Annotated in this window: 15 protein-coding genes; 7 read left to right on the top strand and 8 right to left on the bottom strand. The window is 60.8% G+C overall.

Annotated elements, in window-relative coordinates; translation table 11 throughout:
- The first annotated feature begins 105 nt into the window (after positions 1–105).
- From LUA85_RS20450 to LUA85_RS20435, 4 genes are all read left to right on the top strand, one after another.
- Complete coding sequence (locus tag LUA85_RS20450; RefSeq protein WP_371823752.1) at positions 106–1,095, top strand: aldo/keto reductase; 990 nt, start codon at positions 106–108, stop codon at positions 1,093–1,095.
- Positions 1,096–1,182: 87 nt separating this feature from the next.
- Positions 1,183–1,959, top strand: coding sequence for a carboxymuconolactone decarboxylase family protein (locus LUA85_RS20445; protein ID WP_231472202.1), 777 nt, complete (start codon positions 1,183–1,185; stop codon positions 1,957–1,959).
- A gap of 73 nt (positions 1,960–2,032) precedes the next feature.
- Complete coding sequence (locus LUA85_RS20440; RefSeq protein WP_231472201.1) at positions 2,033–2,245, top strand: hypothetical protein; 213 nt, start codon at positions 2,033–2,035, stop codon at positions 2,243–2,245.
- Positions 2,211–2,975: an IS6-like element IS6100 family transposase gene (locus LUA85_RS20435; protein ID WP_001389365.1), complete on the top strand. Its 765-nt coding sequence runs from the start codon at positions 2,211–2,213 to the stop codon at positions 2,973–2,975. The genes LUA85_RS20440 and LUA85_RS20435 overlap by 35 nt, the downstream gene beginning before the upstream one ends.
- A 106-nt stretch (positions 2,976–3,081) precedes the next feature.
- On the opposite strand, the gene LUA85_RS20430 is transcribed toward LUA85_RS20435, so the two are convergent.
- Entirely contained in the window at positions 3,082–4,224 is a 1,143-nt protein-coding gene (locus tag LUA85_RS20430) for a tyrosine-type recombinase/integrase (protein ID WP_231471603.1), read from the bottom strand.
- Positions 4,225–4,441: 217 nt separating this feature from the next.
- Between LUA85_RS20430 and LUA85_RS20425 the strand changes: the two genes are divergently transcribed.
- Positions 4,442–5,410 (top strand): hypothetical protein, encoded by a 969-nt coding sequence (locus LUA85_RS20425; RefSeq protein ID WP_231471604.1) that lies wholly within the window; start codon positions 4,442–4,444, stop codon positions 5,408–5,410.
- Here the strand turns inward: LUA85_RS20425 and LUA85_RS20420 are convergent.
- From LUA85_RS20420 to LUA85_RS20410, 3 genes are read right to left on the bottom strand one after another with little or no spacing between them, the layout of a single operon-like run.
- Positions 5,361–6,404, bottom strand: a complete 1,044-nt coding sequence (locus tag LUA85_RS20420) for a TniQ family protein (protein WP_231471605.1) — start codon at positions 6,402–6,404, stop codon at positions 5,361–5,363. The two genes, LUA85_RS20425 and LUA85_RS20420, sit on opposite strands and share 50 nt — an antisense overlap.
- Positions 6,404–7,228 (bottom strand): TniB family NTP-binding protein, encoded by an 825-nt coding sequence (locus tag LUA85_RS20415; RefSeq protein WP_231471606.1) that lies wholly within the window; start codon positions 7,226–7,228, stop codon positions 6,404–6,406. The genes LUA85_RS20420 and LUA85_RS20415 overlap by 1 nt, the downstream gene beginning before the upstream one ends.
- Positions 7,216–7,956 (bottom strand): Mu transposase C-terminal domain-containing protein, encoded by a 741-nt coding sequence (locus tag LUA85_RS20410; protein WP_231471607.1) that lies wholly within the window; start codon positions 7,954–7,956, stop codon positions 7,216–7,218. The genes LUA85_RS20415 and LUA85_RS20410 overlap by 13 nt, the downstream gene beginning before the upstream one ends.
- Before the next feature lie 33 nt (positions 7,957–7,989).
- On the opposite strand from LUA85_RS20410, the gene LUA85_RS20405 reads away from it, so the two are divergent.
- A complete protein-coding gene (locus LUA85_RS20405; protein WP_231471608.1) occupies positions 7,990–8,664 on the top strand; it encodes a hypothetical protein in 675 nt (224 codons plus the stop codon).
- 786 nt (positions 8,665–9,450) lie between these two features.
- Here LUA85_RS20405 and LUA85_RS20395 read toward each other — a convergent pair.
- The 4 genes from LUA85_RS20395 to LUA85_RS20380 form a co-directional block, all read right to left on the bottom strand.
- Positions 9,451–9,729, bottom strand: coding sequence for a WGR domain-containing protein (locus LUA85_RS20395; protein ID WP_231472200.1), 279 nt, complete (start codon positions 9,727–9,729; stop codon positions 9,451–9,453).
- A gap of 116 nt (positions 9,730–9,845) precedes the next feature.
- A complete protein-coding gene (locus LUA85_RS20390; protein WP_231472199.1) occupies positions 9,846–10,859 on the bottom strand; it encodes a ParB/RepB/Spo0J family partition protein in 1,014 nt (337 codons plus the stop codon).
- A 90-nt stretch (positions 10,860–10,949) separates the two neighbouring features.
- Positions 10,950–12,152, bottom strand: coding sequence for an AAA family ATPase (locus LUA85_RS20385; RefSeq protein ID WP_026149984.1), 1,203 nt, complete (start codon positions 12,150–12,152; stop codon positions 10,950–10,952).
- A 169-nt stretch (positions 12,153–12,321) separates the two neighbouring features.
- On the bottom strand, positions 12,322–13,407 hold the full coding sequence (locus LUA85_RS20380) for a replication initiation protein (protein ID WP_371823751.1): 1,086 nt from the start codon (positions 13,405–13,407) through the stop codon (positions 12,322–12,324).
- 804 nt (positions 13,408–14,211) lie between these two features.
- On the opposite strand from LUA85_RS20380, the gene LUA85_RS20375 reads away from it, so the two are divergent.
- Positions 14,212–14,898 carry a toprim domain-containing protein gene (locus LUA85_RS20375; RefSeq protein ID WP_231472197.1) on the top strand — a complete coding sequence of 229 codons (687 nt, stop codon included), beginning with the start codon at positions 14,212–14,214 and terminating at the stop codon, positions 14,896–14,898.
- The last annotated feature ends 8 nt before the right edge of the window (positions 14,899–14,906 follow it).

The following is a 14,906-nucleotide window of genomic DNA, read 5'->3' as shown; positions in this document are numbered from 1 at the left end:
GGCCTTGCCGCCGCTTCGCTCATGAATGTCGGGAGCGTTTTCGCTCAAAGCACGGGTTCCGGAGGTGAGAACCGGGACACCGCAACTCCAACAAAGGAAAAATCCATGGACAGCCGCAAACTCGGCAATCTGGAGGTGTCCGCCATCGGCCTGGGTTGCCTGCCTCTGGTCGGCTATTACGGCAACGGACCACGCGACCGCAAATCGAGTGTGGCGCTGATCCGCGCCGCCTTCGAGCAGGGCGTGACCTTCTTCGACACCGCTGAGGTCTATGGGCCGCATCTGAGTGAAGAATTTGTCGGCGAAGCGCTCGCGCCGGTGCGCGATCAGGTCGTCATCGCCACCAAGTTCGGCTTCGGCGTCGAGGAAGGCCAGCCGACGGCGCTGAACAGCCAGCCCGACCATCTGCGACGCGCCGTCGACGGCTCGCTCAGGCGGCTTAAGACCGACCACATCGATCTGCTCTACCAGCACCGTCCCGATCCCAAGGTGCCGATCGAGGACGTCGCCGGCGCGGTCAAGGATCTGATTCAGGCCGGCAAGGTGAAGCACTGGGGCCTCTCGGAAGCGAGTGCGGCCACCATCCGCCGCGCCCATGCCGTCCTGCCGGTCAGCGCCGTGCAGAGCGAGTACGCGATCTGGTGGCGCGAGCCGGAGACCCGGATCTTCCCGACGCTCGAGGAACTCGGCATCGGCTTCGTGCCCTATTGCCCGGCCGGCCGCAGCTTCTTTGCCGGTGCGGTCAATGCCGCCAGCCGCTTCGATACGACGGATCGCCGCCATAACCTGCCGCGCTTCGCGCCGGAGGCGCTGGCAAAGAACCTGGCGCTGTACGAATACGTTCGTGGCTGGGCGGAACGGAAGAACACGACCCCGGCGCAGTTCGCCCTGGCCTGGGTTCTCGCGCAGCGGCCCTGGATCGTGCCGATCCCCGGGACGACGCAATACATGCATCTTGCCGAGAACGTCGGTGCGCCAACCGTGCGCCTGAGCGCTGACGAACTCAGCGAGTTCGACGCCGGCGCATCGAAGATCACCCTGGTCGGCGGCCGCGCCGATCCGTTCACCGAAAGCCAGTTCGACCACACGGCATGAGGTAGCTCGCCGTCGACGCGGGCGGTTCCCTCGTCGCACACGGCCTCTCAAGCTGGAATTCACGAACCCCAACACCGGGAGACCGTAATGAAACGCTTCCTCGCGCCAGTCTTAGGATTCATCATCATGGCAAGCACCGCACACGCACAGCAACCCAATCCCGAAGGTCGCCGCTTCTCGCCGGATCAGGTCCGGTCCGTTGCGCCGGCGCTCGAGCAATACACGCAGGACCGGCTTTACGGCAGCGTCTGGAATCGGCCCGGTCTGAACCGGCGCGACCGCAGCCTGGTCACGGTCGCCGCTTTGATTGCCCGCGGCGAGGCGCCGGCACTGACCTACTATGCCGATCAGGCGCTTGAGAACGGCGTCAAGCCCGCCGAGATCTCGGAAACCATCACGCATCTGGCCTATTATTCCGGCTGGGGCAAGGCGATGGCCGCCATCGGCCCGGTCAGTGAAGTCTTCGCAAAGCGCGGCATCGGCGCGGATCAGCTCCCGAAGACCGATCCCACGCCGCTGCCGCTGGACGAGAAGGCCGAGGCCGACCGGGCGACGCGCGTCGGGGATCAGTTCGGCAAGGTCGCGCCCGGCCTCGTGCAGTACACGACGGACTATCTCTTCCGCGATCTGTGGCTGCGACCGGACCTTGCGCCGCGCGACCGCAGCCTCGTCACCGTTGCCGCGCTGATCTCCACCGGACAGGTCGAGCAGATCACCTACCATCTCAATCGCGCGATGGATAACGGGCTCACCGAGGAGCAGGCGGCGGAAGTCATCACGCATCTTGCCTTCTACGCCGGCTGGCCCAACGCCATGTCGGCCCTGCCGGTGGCGAAGGGTATCTTCGAGAAGCGGCGCGGTTGATGCGATTGGCGGCGCCGCGCTTCGCGGCGCCGCCAACTGCCGTACGCGCCCAACAGAAAAGGATCGAAACTCCATGCGACCACTCATTGCCGCGGCCTTTTTTGTGATGACCTTCGTCACGCCGACGCTTGCCCAGACCATCGAAATTACCCCGAACGGCTCCCTACCGTCGGCGGTTGGTAAACCTGACGGCTCTGTTGCAAAAATCGTGAAGCTTGAGCATGCTTGGCGGAGATTGGACGGACGGAACGATGACGGATTTCAAGTGGCGCCATTTCCAGGGTGATGTGATCCTGTGGGCGGTGCGCTGGTATTGTCGCTATCCGATCAGCTATCGCGACCTTGAGGAAATGCTGGCGGAACGCGGCATTTCGGTCGACCATACGACGATCTATCGCTGGGTCCAGTGCTACGCCCCGGAGATGGAGAAGCGGCTGCGCTGGTTCTGGCGGCGTGGCTTTGATCCGAGCTGGCGCCTGGATGAAACCTACGTCAAGGTGCGGGGCAAGTGGACCTACCTGTACCGGGCAGTCGACAAGCGGGGCGACACGATCGATTTCTACCTGTCGCCGACCCGCAGCGCCAAGGCAGCGAAGCGGTTCCTGGGCAAGGCCCTGCGAGGCCTGAAGCACTGGGAAAAGCCTGCCACGCTCAATACCGACAAAGCGCCGAGCTATGGTGCAGCGATCACCGAATTGAAGCGCGAAGGAAAGCTGGACCGGGAGACGGCCCACCGGCAGGTGAAGTATCTCAATAACGTGATCGAGGCCGATCACGGAAAGCTCAAGATACTGATCAAGCCGGTGCGCGGTTTCAAATCGATCCCCACGGCCTATGCCACGATCAAGGGATTCGAAGTCATGCGAGCCCTGCGCAAAGGACAGGCTCGCCCCTGGTGCCTGCAGCCCGGCATCAGGGGCGAGGTGCGCCTTGTGGAGAGAGCTTTTGGCATTGGGCCCTCGGCGCTGACGGAGGCCATGGGCATGCTCAACCACCATTTCGCAGCAGCCGCCTGATCGGCGCAGAGCGACAGCCTACTGTGACGCACCATAATTGACGTCATGCCGGGTCCAAGCGGAGCCTTTAGCGCTTCAACAATAGTGACATTGGCCTGCTTCTGCCTCAGCCGCTCCCTCGCAACTTGCCCAGCACCCGTGCGGCCGCATTATTGCCTACGGCAAGCTCGCGGGCATATCGCAGCGCGGTGGTCGGCGAGGACCAGCGCAGCGCCAGCGCGATCCCTGCGCCGTCCTCGCCCGCTGCGAACAGGTCCTGTGTTAACCCGACCCGGAACGAGTGCGCGCTCAGCCCACGCACGGTGTCACCTTCCATCCCGGGCTCGACTTCGACGAGACCGCAATCGACCGCCTCCAGCACCCGGCGACGCAGGATCGCAACCACCCCCTGACGCGTGAGCGGCCTGGCCCCGATGTAGTGCCGCACAATTCGCTGCCCGGAGGCGTCTGGCGGACCGCTCAGAACATTGATGCGCCGAAACACCGGACCCTCGCCGATGCCGCTTGCGAGCAACCAGGTCGATAGGCGCGCCATGGTGTCGCCCGACAGCCAGGCCAGAGCCCCCTCCCCCAACTGGTCAGTCTTGGAATGCGCGATGTCGAGCCGTCCGCTGCCATCGCCGACTTGGCGCAGATCGGAAACCGTGGTGCCGACCAGTTCGGAGACTCTTAAGCCCGCGTCATAGGCGAGACTGATCAGCGCTGCGTCACGCAGACCGATGATGTCGCTGCCGCACGAGGCCAGCAGTGCGTTGACGGTTACCCCCTCGGGCGGTGCCTGACCCTCCTGCATCGCCTCGCCGAGCCGTAGCGGCGCAGCCTGCTTTTGCCGTTCACGCTTTTTGCGGCGGATGGCTTTCAGCGTATCGCGCACCATTCCAGCCTGGGTGGGCAGCGGCTCTGTGTCGCCAAAACCCAGGATGCGGTGAATGCGCGCGATCGAGGCGATCCGGCGGGCAAGGGTGGCGGGCTTGGCACCCGCGCGCGTGTCCGATCCTTTAGACAACCAGTGCAAGTAGTGGACCAGCGTTTCCGGTTCGGCGGGAACAGCCGTGGCGACAGGCCGTCGCGCCTTGCACCACCCTAGAAAGCATTTGAGATCGGCCGTGATGGCCGCCTTGGTCGCCGGCGCCATCGCCGCGACTGCGGCCTCAAGCGCCAGCGGACTGGCGGCGCGGGTATCGATCAGCATCCCGTGGCCGCCGAGCACCAGTTCCACCGATGACGGGAACGGACGATCGGTTGTCATGCGGAAGGATCGTTTTGGGTGGATTTCATGGGCACTTTATGGGCCAAAATCGGCACTCTGGGCAATGCTGATTTTACCATAATATTAGATTATGGAAATACCGCCGATTTACGATGCTATGGATAGGATACCAAAGCGTAGGTTTAGTAAACTCTGTGTTGACGACGATTCCCTGTCCCGTTAGCCAGTTCGCAGCCTCCAGAGCGAAAGCCTTGAATTGAGCAGCACGATCGACGCCGGCCCTATCGCCTTCCGTATCGGCCAGATCGATGCTCTGGCCAAATGCCTGCTGGCCTCCGACACCTGCTATTCCGCAGAAATGCGCGCCGCACTCGCCCTCCACTGGCTCAGCCGTGCCTGGGAGCAATACCGCCAGGACCGGGCGATTACCCTCGGGGCCTCGCTGATCGGCGCCGAATGCATGGGCGAGCGTAACGCCTTCCTCGCCCTCTTCGAGCACGCCCTGCCAACCCCCGAAAAGGTGATCGCCGAGGCCATCCGGACAGTGCGCAAGATCGCAATCCTGCCGATGGCCAGCGAAGCCCGAGAGACCGAAACCATCGTCGCTGCCAGCCTTCCCGAACTCAGTGCCGTACTCGACGCGCTGGGTCACGCCAAGCTGCCCGGCGATCCACTCGAGCGGCTGCTTTCCCTCGTCGAGCGCTTCCGCTATTCGCGCGGGAACGAGCCCGATGCCCTGACGGCAACCGCCCGAACCCCGTGCTGGGCAATCAACCTGGCGGCGAGCGCGCGCGGGCATGCCTTTCGGCTGAGCGAGACCCCCCTCCCCTTCCCCGGCCTTGTCCAGCGCCGACTGTTCAGGGCCGACCGCGACCCCAGCCAGCGCCGCGCCCAAGCCCGCGAGAGTCTGCACGATGCACTCTATGCTACTGCCTGCGATATCGCCCGTTTCCCGCGCGGCGCCGATGTTTTTGCGCGCGAGTTTCCGAGCCAGCGTTCGAACTCGCGCCTCTATCATGCCTGGATGCTGCTGTTCGGCCTTGGCACCCTCACCCCCGCCCAACTTGCCCGCGCGCTTGGCGCGACCAAGGCCGGTGCTGCCAAACTCCTGCGCCAGCTGGAGGCAACACGCATGGCCTACGCTCAAGGCCCGTTCACGACCTTTGTCTGCGCCATTACGCCAACCCTGGCACTGCCAGATTGGCGGCATCAAGCAAGCTTCTAGACGGCCAGGCTGCCGTCGGCGGGAGAGGAAGACCCTCGTAGCGCGCGAATTCCGCCGCCAGCTCCCTTTCTTTCTCCTGGCGTTGGCGCACAGTGCCGTATGTGGCGATCAGCGCAAAGATGTCGCAGGTCCATTTGGATCTGGGCTTGGGGAGCTTGCAGGTCCGCAGACGCAATGCACCTCGAACCGGCGTTTCAATTCTACCTTCAGTCAGCGGCCTCTCGGCCAGTCTGGTTGCGATCATACGCTCAAAGCGGTGCGCGGCTTTCGTACGTGGGCTGTGCGCCAGCGCCAGCATGCCGATCCGTTCGCGCGCAAAATGGTACTGATTGGCTACGAACTGCTCCTGATAACGCTGGTATGGCGGCGCAAGCCCCACCCAATCGCTAGGGCGCATCAGGCAGTCGATCACTGTCTTGTTTCGCGCAAGCGCGGCAGAAGTCGGTTTGATTTTCCATTGAATTCTGCGAGATCGCATCACGGCATGCGCCAAGAACGCCTGCAATTGCCGCCCCGTGTCCTCCAATGGAAGGCTCCGCATGTCGGTGAGCGGCAACCCGTGCAGGCTGCATAGCCAGGTCGCCCGAAAAATCCATTCGCGGCGCACGATTATAGGCCCGCCAGCCAGATGCGCCTCGTAACAGCATAGCGCACAGACGTAATGGCGGTGCGCAGAGGGCAGGAGCGCCTCCGCCTCACACGCGAGAAAGGTCGCATTGATCTGCTCGGGATCGATTTCGACCGCCCATGCAAGCCGTTCCACCATCGCATCGCAGGCCGCATGCAGCGCCGGATCGAGACCGCCCTTCCCTCGCGCCAGGTCCAAGCGCGAAAGACCCGGCGCGATCTCCAGATGGCGGAACAATTGTGCCCGGCTCACCCGGTGGGCGGCGGTCAAGCGGCTCAACCACGAATCAAACGCTTCATCTCTGCGTGGCTTGATCGGGAACGCCAGCGTCTCAGGCTCAAGATTGGGCGACCACTTGGCGGCCATCAAGCTGAAGCCGGGAGCATCGCTGCTGCTGCGCGCAAATCTGCAAATTCAACACGCTGACGACCGTCGCGAGAGGCAATCTTATGGCCCCAATGCAAAAGCCGTTTGAAATTCCCTGTCACGCCATGGCTGGTGCGCCAGATGAATTCGGCCATCTCGGGCTCAGCGAAGCGTTCCGGCTCGATGATGCGCAATCCCCGCGCCAGCGCAAGGATCAGGCGCTGGGATGGCTCTCCAGGCGGCCAGAGCGGCAATCGCAGGACGATCGAGCGATAGGCCAGCTCGACGTCCTCGGCAAAGATGTCTGCGGCGATTTCGAGACCGGCGACAACCATAGACACATTGCCTTCGCTCATCAGAAACCGGAATGCATCGAGGGTGTCACGCCTCGCCCTGCCGCCCGCGGTGAGAATGGCGTGAACATTGTCGACCGCCACTAACCGCGTCCGCTGTCTGCCGAGCAATTCAACGACTTTCAGGTCGGCAATCCGGTGGATACTGGTGGTGATCGGCCAACCCTGCTTCCACAACAAGGTCAGGTTGATCTTGAGCGACGTCGGACTAGCTGGGATCACGGTCCTGAGGACGGGAGCATACCGGGCATCCCGCCACCCTTCAGGCTCTGGAAAGTCGCATTCGATACGCCGCTGGGCTTCGCGCAGGATCGATGTCTTCCCCATACCGGATTGACCCACGAGAATGACGCAGGGCGGCCGTTCATCAGGCTCGTCATGTGCGATATCAACCAGCGTTTCCACGGCAAAACGCGCTTCGTCGAAGTCGATCCAGAAAGCGGAACTGTGCGGCTGACCTAATCCCTCCATTTGAGCCACCCTTCATCGTGTAAGTCGGCCACCGATACCCAACTGGGTACATTGGAAACCTCCTGATTTGCCGGCTGAGCGGCGTGGGATACACCTTCCCTTTCCAGCCTTTTTCGCGCGTCTCGCAAGCCCCGCGTCCGGGATTTCGCGTTGAGAACTTCCTGCCTGTTGGCATGCACAAGCCGCGCAATTTCAGCCTGACCCCCAGCATGCTGGTAAACCACGCCGGAATGGCGCCGTGCAGCGACCGCAACATCCCATTCAGGCCTGGTCACGTTCGGATAATTGCCCACCGCAGCAGCAGCGACAAGAACTCCATCGATGACAGGATAGACCTCCTGGATAGTCCTGTCGTCGTAATGGATCATGACCTTGAGACCCAGGCGCGGCGCCAAACTTTCGTGCCAATAGCGAATATGATCAATCTTCACGCCGCCCGATTGAACGGTCCGCTCGACCCACGGCAGAAATCGGCGGGTTAGCTGCTCGATATCGACACCTGGCGGCGCCAGCGGCCCGTGGCTCTCGACACCCGTGGACCACATTTGCGCAGGTGCGACGCGACCCAGTCCTTCGTGAGGTGTATGATGATAGCGGCAAATCTCCCGGACCAACCACCGCTCGAATTCCTCAAGCGTCATCGCCGCGTCCGCTTCCGCATCATGGCCGTCTCGCGCCGTAACATTACCTCCGGTCGCCCCCGGAAGAAGCCGCATTCTACGCGTCATGGTGCCGATCAGACGCTCGATATGCGTGCCATAATGCGCCGGACCACGTGGGCGGACGTCCGGATCGATGCCATAAGTCTTGCAAGCGCTTCTAAAAACTTCCGCGCGATGAGATCCGGCGTGATCGGCATGCAACTTCCTGAAAAAACCATGCATTGGATATTCGATTTCGAGACCGAGACTCTCGAGCAACGGCTGTTTCGGCAACAGAGCATTGGCGATTGCCCGTCCGCATCGAAAAATCGAAGGTGCCCCAAAACTCACGTAGAAGCCGAGAATGCATCGGCTCCAGACGTCGATGAGCAAGGTCACCCACGGTCGGCCCAGAGCCATACGGTGTGTGCTGTCGACAAGTATGACGTCGGCGGGGGTGTGATCCATCTGGACCACATCGAGCAAACCATCGCTGTGGTATTCCCCCGGGTGCGCCTCGTGGGCGGTACGCCGTTTCGAACCCATGAAACGAGCCTTCTGCGGCTCGCTTATCTCCCCGATTATCCGCTCGATCGTTCGAAAACTTGGAACGATCCCGGGATCGAAGCCGTAGTCGCCATTATCGGCGATCAGCAAATAACGCACCTGCTGCGCCGCTTCCCGAACACTGAGCGGCACTTTCGTCAGAACGATTTCTTCAATGAGGCCATCGATCGCCACGAGGACCTCTGGCGGCGCTTGTCTACTTCCTGGCTTTGGACCGCGCGGCCGTGAGGCCAGGCTCTCGGCAATGGGCTTGCTGCGATAGCGCCGCGCCAACTCCCGAATTCGCCGCTCGCCCAAGCCAGTTTCCCGGGCAATGACAGAAACAACGTCGGCCGCCAGCGGCGCGTCCAGCGGAACCAATTTGCGGAAAGTTTGATAGAGGTCCGCGCCGCGCGTTAGCGCAGCTTCCGAATACGCTGCCATTCTTGGCGGTTTGCGTTCGATCATAGGGAAATTTCCCTCTCTTTCGGCCGCGCAGACTGTCGTTTGTTTTGACCACCGTTGAAAGCAGAATCTTTTGTGCGTCATATTTGACTGTCACTTTATCGCGAGAATATGACTTTAATTCAATAGTTTACACCCGATGTTGGAAACTTTGTCGCGTGACATCCGCAACTGTTCGGGCTCGGTGCCGCCTCGCTTGCCCTCGCCGGCCTTGCACCGCGGGAGGCATTCCGCGCCGAACCCGAGAGGCCGCTCCCAGCGCTACTGGCCAACGCGATCGGTGCCGCGGCAGGCGACGTGGCAACGGACCTCGCCGCCGTTACGGCAATGGTTGCGCGTGGTGATGAACACCTCGCCGACCTTTACGCCTCGTCACAGACTCCCGCAGTGTGGCACCTCATCTGTGGGCTGGGGCCCCTCACCCGCGCCGAACTCGCCCGTGCGCTCGGCGTGACCCGCCGTACCGCCTCACAAGCCGCCGTGGCGCTTGAGAAGGCAGGCCTGGCCACCTTACGCCCCGGTGACCACGCCTTGGCCCCAAAGCGCGCCCAGACCGCCTCCTGACCCCTTTCAGGGCAAGAGGGATACCTCGCGGTACGGCACCCCAATCCGCTTGGGTGCACTCGCCCGGCGCCGCAGCAGTTGGCGCGCAAAGCGCGACGCCTCGTCCTCGCTCGCAAACGAGACCGCCCTCCCCTGCCCGCGTGAGCCGATTCGGCCCCAAGCAAATTCGACGATCGACGCGCCGAAAAGATCACGGCTTAGGGCAATGGTATAGCGCCGCGCGATATTGCGTTCTCCGCATACCGCCTCAAGCCAGACGAAGCTGCCGTGGTTCAGGCTGTCCATGCGCGGACACATGCCGCAGAAGGAATCGCGAGTTCCAACGGGAATTTTGAATCAATCGAGTCAGACTGATTCACCTAGGCGATTTGTTGCTATCCCATTCGCAAAGCCAGCGCGTTTCACGTCCAGTACTGGTCTAACACCGCGCGTACAGCTTCTTCCGCCTCTTGCCGCGTTGCACCGCCCTTGCTCAGTAGTGTGAGGCGGATGCCCTTGCGATCAGCACCCTCGATCCGGAGCACTGGCTTGCCACTCGGGCTTGCGACCGTTTCAGCCTTTCCTGACTTCTTGGGGGAACCTGACTTCTTGGGGGGGTCTACAGCCAGTGATAGTGCCTTGATCACATCAATCACTGGCATTGACTGCCCGGTTGCCTGGCGCTCGGAAGCTAGACGCTCAGCCTCCCGGAAGGCGCGTTCCTTGCGATCATCTGGCTTCAGGAGCGCCTTGAGAGCAATAGCATTGCGAATGCCAAGCTCCTGCGGTTCGGCAAAAGCCCTGGTCAATTCCTCAGGAAGTCGGGCGAGATCAAGATACCGCGTGAGCCAGCTTTCAGAGACCTTCAGCCGCTCGGCCATCGTCTTTTGACGACCGTCATAGTACGCGGTGAGCGCTCGGAGATAATCCCTTGCCCTTTCAAGATCGGTGAGATCGTCCCGGGCGCGATTTTCGATGTCGGCAAGCCTGAACGCCTCTTCATCGCCAATCTCACGCACATCGACAAGGAACTTGAAGTCAGGGTAGTTATGGGACCTCAGCCAGCTAATCGACCAATGTCGCCGCGCGCCGCAGATGACCTCAAAATCATAGTCCTCGTTACCGGATATACGACGAACAATCGCGGGAATTTCCTGCCGGCCCTGAGCCTTGATGCTCTCAATAAGATCCGAACACCGTTCTTCGTTGAGTAAGGCGTAATCACGGTTATGGCCTGCCCACATCCGGCATTTGGCAGGATCCACCAGTTCATGTGTCCGATTAACAATCGCCCCGGACGCAAGGTCGGCGAGCCGATTTGAACGCCCGGTGAGCACATTCGAGGCAATGCTCGATCGACGGGGCGCCGCGACATCATCATTAAGGTCTATACCTGCCGCTAAATCGGCCGCAAAACCGCTGTTTTTCTTACTCATGCAACCCTCCCGCTAGCAGAATTGCACGCGTGCAATTTTCCGGTTCCTCGTGAATTCCACGACCAATTGCACGCGTGCAATTCCGGGGTCTCATGCCAACGCCTCCTGGCGTAGGCGCTTCTGATGACTGGGCCACATCGAACGAATATCGACTTCGATCTCAGAGTTCACGCCATCAAGGTAATTCAGGCATCGGTTGCGCACAGCCGAACTGGTGGCGGGGCCGTCGAGCTCATAGACCGTCATCAAGCGCGCTGTTGCGTTGTCGATCTCGGCCGAATCCTTCATCGGCGTGCGAACCATCGCATGCCCAAAAAGCGTGCGCATGAGCTGTAGCAGCTCCTTCTGCATTGATTTGTTCTCATCGACTTTCGAAGCAACGAAGCGAAGAAACTTTAACTCCGGCGCGAGCCCACGCTCCGCAAGCTGCTCGATCGTTTCGTCCAACATCGAGAGGAATGCTGCTGTTGAAGAGAAATCCATAACGGTCGGCGGAACCGGCACCACCAACGAATTTGCCGCACGCAGCACAGATAGTGAAATCGCGCCAAGGGCCGGTGGAGGATCCATCACGACGACGTCGAAGCGATCCGAGATGCTTTCAATTCCTTCCTTCAACCGATCGAGAAGGGAGCCATTGCCCTGTGCCATCCGCGCTGCGAGCTCATATTCTGAATTGAACAGGCGAAGGTTGGCGGGGATCAGTTCCAAGCCATCGAAATGGGTTTTGCGGAGCGCATAATCGAGGGACGATCGTTCACCCTCGCGAAGGAACGGGTAAAGCGTATCATCTTCGGTCAGATCAAGATCGGGGACGTAGCCGAAAAGCGTGGTTGCCGACGCCTGGCTGTCGCAATCAACGAGCGCAACGCGGTATCCTCGAATGGCAAGATATTGGGCCAGATGGACCGCCAGAGTGGACTTGCCGACGCCGCCCTTGAAGTTCTGAACCGCTACGACGCAACAGGGATCGTCTGCGGTCCGATAGGGCCTCGTTCCAAAGACACCGCGCATGTCGTTGAGTTGCGCCAACGTATATCGCTCGCGCCTGTTGTTGTCGGTCCTCGCCGGCTCAGGAAGCCGCCCGTCCTTCTCGGCATCCCGTATCGCAGCTGGAGTTCGGCCCACAAGCTCCGCTGCCTTGCCAATCGTGAAAGTCGGTTCGCGGCGGTCATCGGCCCGGGCGCTACGCGCAGAATCCCGCAACTTTTCGAGCACTGACGATGTCCGACTGGCCAGCGTCGCGACTGATACCAAGCGCTCCGCTTCCTCAATTTGAAGTCCGTTAGACACATGCCCACCTTTCGCAATTGAGCGTGTGCTACACCCACTTGCGCTTTTGGGTCAAGAAATTCGCAATTTTCGAAAGTGGGTGGCTCAAATGGGGCTCAAATTGGCCAGACTCGGCTCCAACCTGACTCGGTGGGGGATGTCGAAATTGCACGCGTGCAATTTGCAGACATCATGGCCTGCCCCGACGATTAACCCAGCCCTCACAAAACCCCTTCCACGATGAAGCCAACTTTGCCCCACGGAGCTTTTCCAAACGCTCGCCCATCTGTGCGCGAAAACCATCGGCGATCATATCCACATCCCAACCGCCACCATATTGCCGACCGATCGAGAGGAATTCGGATTCTTTTTCCCCGTAGCGCAGCGATCCTCTCGGAAAGCTCGCCTCAGCGGGCTTTCCGCTTGCGACTGCCTTGCGCGGAGCCGGAATAGCCCCCTGCCCCGCCGCGATGGTTTCGACCGTCCCTTCCCGCCGCGCTTGCCGGCCCGCGGAATGACGATCCAGTTCGTCAACCGTCTCGATAACCTCAGGAGCACCCTTTGGCTCAAACCGGAACTCAAGCTCGGTAACCGTTCTACCCTGCCGAATTTCGCGCCACTCAACGCGGAAGTGCGCCAACTGGTCGATCTCTGATTTGGCTTTTTCAAGGACTTTGCGGCGAAGCTGGGCGAAGTCGGTGTACACTTCGGGGGGAATACCCAGGGCTGCCCTGAGCGCCTGCATATCGCCCCTCCAAGTTGCCTGACGACGATGCAACCGAAGCGCCCCCAGTTCATAAAGCTTCAGCGCGTAATTTGAACGGAAGCCAAGCACCGCTTGCCGATTGAGGACGGCATAGGTCTCTGACGCTTGGATGAGCTTGCGCGCATCGGGCGTGAACTCCCACTCGATCCAGCCTGCTTCGCCGCCTTCTTCCTCCGTTTCCTCACGTGACCGCGAGATCAGTGAGAACAAAAGCGTGGCCTTCTTGCCGCGCCAGGATTTGTCATCAACGGCGAAGAGCGTTCGGTGGAGTTCCTGGAGCATGTCGGTAATCCGCTCATTGCCCTTATGGCCCCGCCGAATGTCAGCCTTGCGGATTCGGTGTGGCCGGTCCTCCCAGGCGTCACCTCCGGCAGTCAAGATCATCAGTGCCAGTAACCGAGATGCAGTAAGGCTGAGCGATTCGCCTTTGACGAATTTGATTTCAATGATGCTGCCCGGTTTGGCGAATTCATCGCCTCCCTTCGCCTTCAGAGCTGCTGCAACGCGCATGGCGCGACCCGGAGATACTTCCTCCGGTGTCTCTTCAACAGCTACGGCTATTTGGCTAACTTCATTTTCCATGCCACATTGCGATCAGGACTTGGTTCTTGGGCCTTCATTGCTGCCTGACCTGACCTCATCAGTCAAGTCAGGTCAGGATAGAAATCTGACTACCCCCCCAAACGGTCAGGATCAAATTGCGGCAGTTTGGGTCGCCAAGGCGCGAAAACAGGCGAGTCGGCACACTCATGATCAAAATTGGAAATTGGCCTTGATTTCGACCTTCGCGGGATTCAGAAACTCACCTCGGCAGGCACGGAACACCCGTTTAATTGATTCCCCCAAGGAGTCAGGATGGCCCCGAACAGTCAGGTTAGTTCCCCCGGTGGGTCAGGCTTAAGCCCCCACTGGGTCAGGCAAACTCCCCCACGCGGTCAGCTAGGCAGTCGTAAACTATTGAAATATAGCTGCTTTGCGCGCCCTGAATCTGAATCTTTAGAATCATGAATCCTTCCGCTGCAAGCAGCGGCGTCTTTCAATTGATTTTTTGGAAGATCAGATACCGATTCGCGAGCATCGCCCACGTACTGCCCAGCAGGCAAGCACAGGACACTCCATTAACTACGGGGGAGGGTGAGGGGGTCTGGTTGAGATGGCATGTCAATTGTCCGCAACAAACCTTCGTCAGAACTGCGCGCTCTGGTTCATCACCTAGGGGGCGTTTGGTCCGGAGACTCAGCAAGCTGTCATTGCCCAGCCCATGCAGACAGAACCCCATCACTATCAATCCGTCAGGGCGACCGCGGAATACTCGTGACCTGCCACGCTGGTTGTGACAACCGAGATGTCATTCGCGCGATTTCGAGGATAGCGCAGCTGCCAAGGTTCGAACCCTCCGCAGTCGAACCCAATCGCCGACAAGCCGAAACCGCTCATCTTGCTATCTGGCAAGCTGGACGAGCAATTGAGGGCACGCTTGCCGAGCGTTACGTTCGCGACGTCCGCAATGTTTGGGCACCGCTCGAAGACCTGCGCTACCACCCGAGGTGCCCCAAAGGACCGGGAAGGCTCGCTCTCTTTGAGCCAGCGCTGCTTATCGCGATGCGAAAGGCCGGGGAGATAGCGGCGATCCAACGAGTCTTCCTCGATCCGCAAAGTGCGCAATATATCGAAAAGCGAGTGCTTGGTCAGGCTATCGGTGCAGCCTGGACGAACGGTCCCCCGGGAAAAACCATCGGCATATGCGAAGGCTTCGAGACCGCAGCTGCCTACACTTCGCTGACAGGCATCCAGACTTGGGCCAGCATGGGGGCCAGGCGCTTCCACCAGGTGCATATTCCAGTGCACGTCGAAACCCTGATCCTTCTGGCGGACAATGACGCCGAGGGCAGGCGCGCCCGCGCGCGCGCAGCCGAGACCTACCGCCGCCCTGGTCTCACCATCGAGACCGAATGGCCACCAGCGCGCATGAATGACTGGGCGCAACTTCTGAAGCGGTGAGGGGAGGG

The sequence above is a fragment of the Novosphingobium sp. CECT 9465 genome (genome assembly GCF_920987055.1).
GTDB lineage: Bacteria > Pseudomonadota > Alphaproteobacteria > Sphingomonadales > Sphingomonadaceae > Novosphingobium.
The sequence above is the reverse complement of the archived record's forward strand: the minus strand, read 5'-3'. Positions and strand labels throughout refer to the sequence as shown.

What these genes read in the sequence shown, in the direction of transcription:
- LUA85_RS20450 (WP_371823752.1), top strand. Translation starts at nt 106, where the DNA reads ATGGACAGCCGCAAACTCGGCAATCTGGAGGTGTCCGCCATCGGCCTG.
- LUA85_RS20445 (WP_231472202.1), top strand. Translation starts at nt 1,183, where the DNA reads ATGAAACGCTTCCTCGCGCCAGTCTTAGGATTCATCATCATGGCAAGC.
- LUA85_RS20440 (WP_231472201.1), top strand. Translation starts at nt 2,033, where the DNA reads ATGCGACCACTCATTGCCGCGGCCTTTTTTGTGATGACCTTCGTCACG.
- LUA85_RS20435 (WP_001389365.1), top strand. Translation starts at nt 2,211, where the DNA reads ATGACGGATTTCAAGTGGCGCCATTTCCAGGGTGATGTGATCCTGTGG.
- LUA85_RS20430 (WP_231471603.1), bottom strand. Translation starts at nt 4,224, where the DNA reads ATGACAACCGATCGTCCGTTCCCGTCATCGGTGGAACTGGTGCTCGGC.
- LUA85_RS20420 (WP_231471605.1), bottom strand. Translation starts at nt 6,404, where the DNA reads ATGGCCGCCAAGTGGTCGCCCAATCTTGAGCCTGAGACGCTGGCGTTC.
- LUA85_RS20415 (WP_231471606.1), bottom strand. Translation starts at nt 7,228, where the DNA reads ATGGAGGGATTAGGTCAGCCGCACAGTTCCGCTTTCTGGATCGACTTC.
- LUA85_RS20410 (WP_231471607.1), bottom strand. Translation starts at nt 7,956, where the DNA reads ATGACGCGTAGAATGCGGCTTCTTCCGGGGGCGACCGGAGGTAATGTT.
- LUA85_RS20405 (WP_231471608.1), top strand. Translation starts at nt 7,990, where the DNA reads ATGCGCCGGACCACGTGGGCGGACGTCCGGATCGATGCCATAAGTCTT.
- LUA85_RS20395 (WP_231472200.1), bottom strand. Translation starts at nt 9,729, where the DNA reads ATGGACAGCCTGAACCACGGCAGCTTCGTCTGGCTTGAGGCGGTATGC.
- LUA85_RS20390 (WP_231472199.1), bottom strand. Translation starts at nt 10,859, where the DNA reads ATGAGTAAGAAAAACAGCGGTTTTGCGGCCGATTTAGCGGCAGGTATA.
- LUA85_RS20380 (WP_371823751.1), bottom strand. Translation starts at nt 13,407, where the DNA reads ATGCGCGTTGCAGCAGCTCTGAAGGCGAAGGGAGGCGATGAATTCGCC.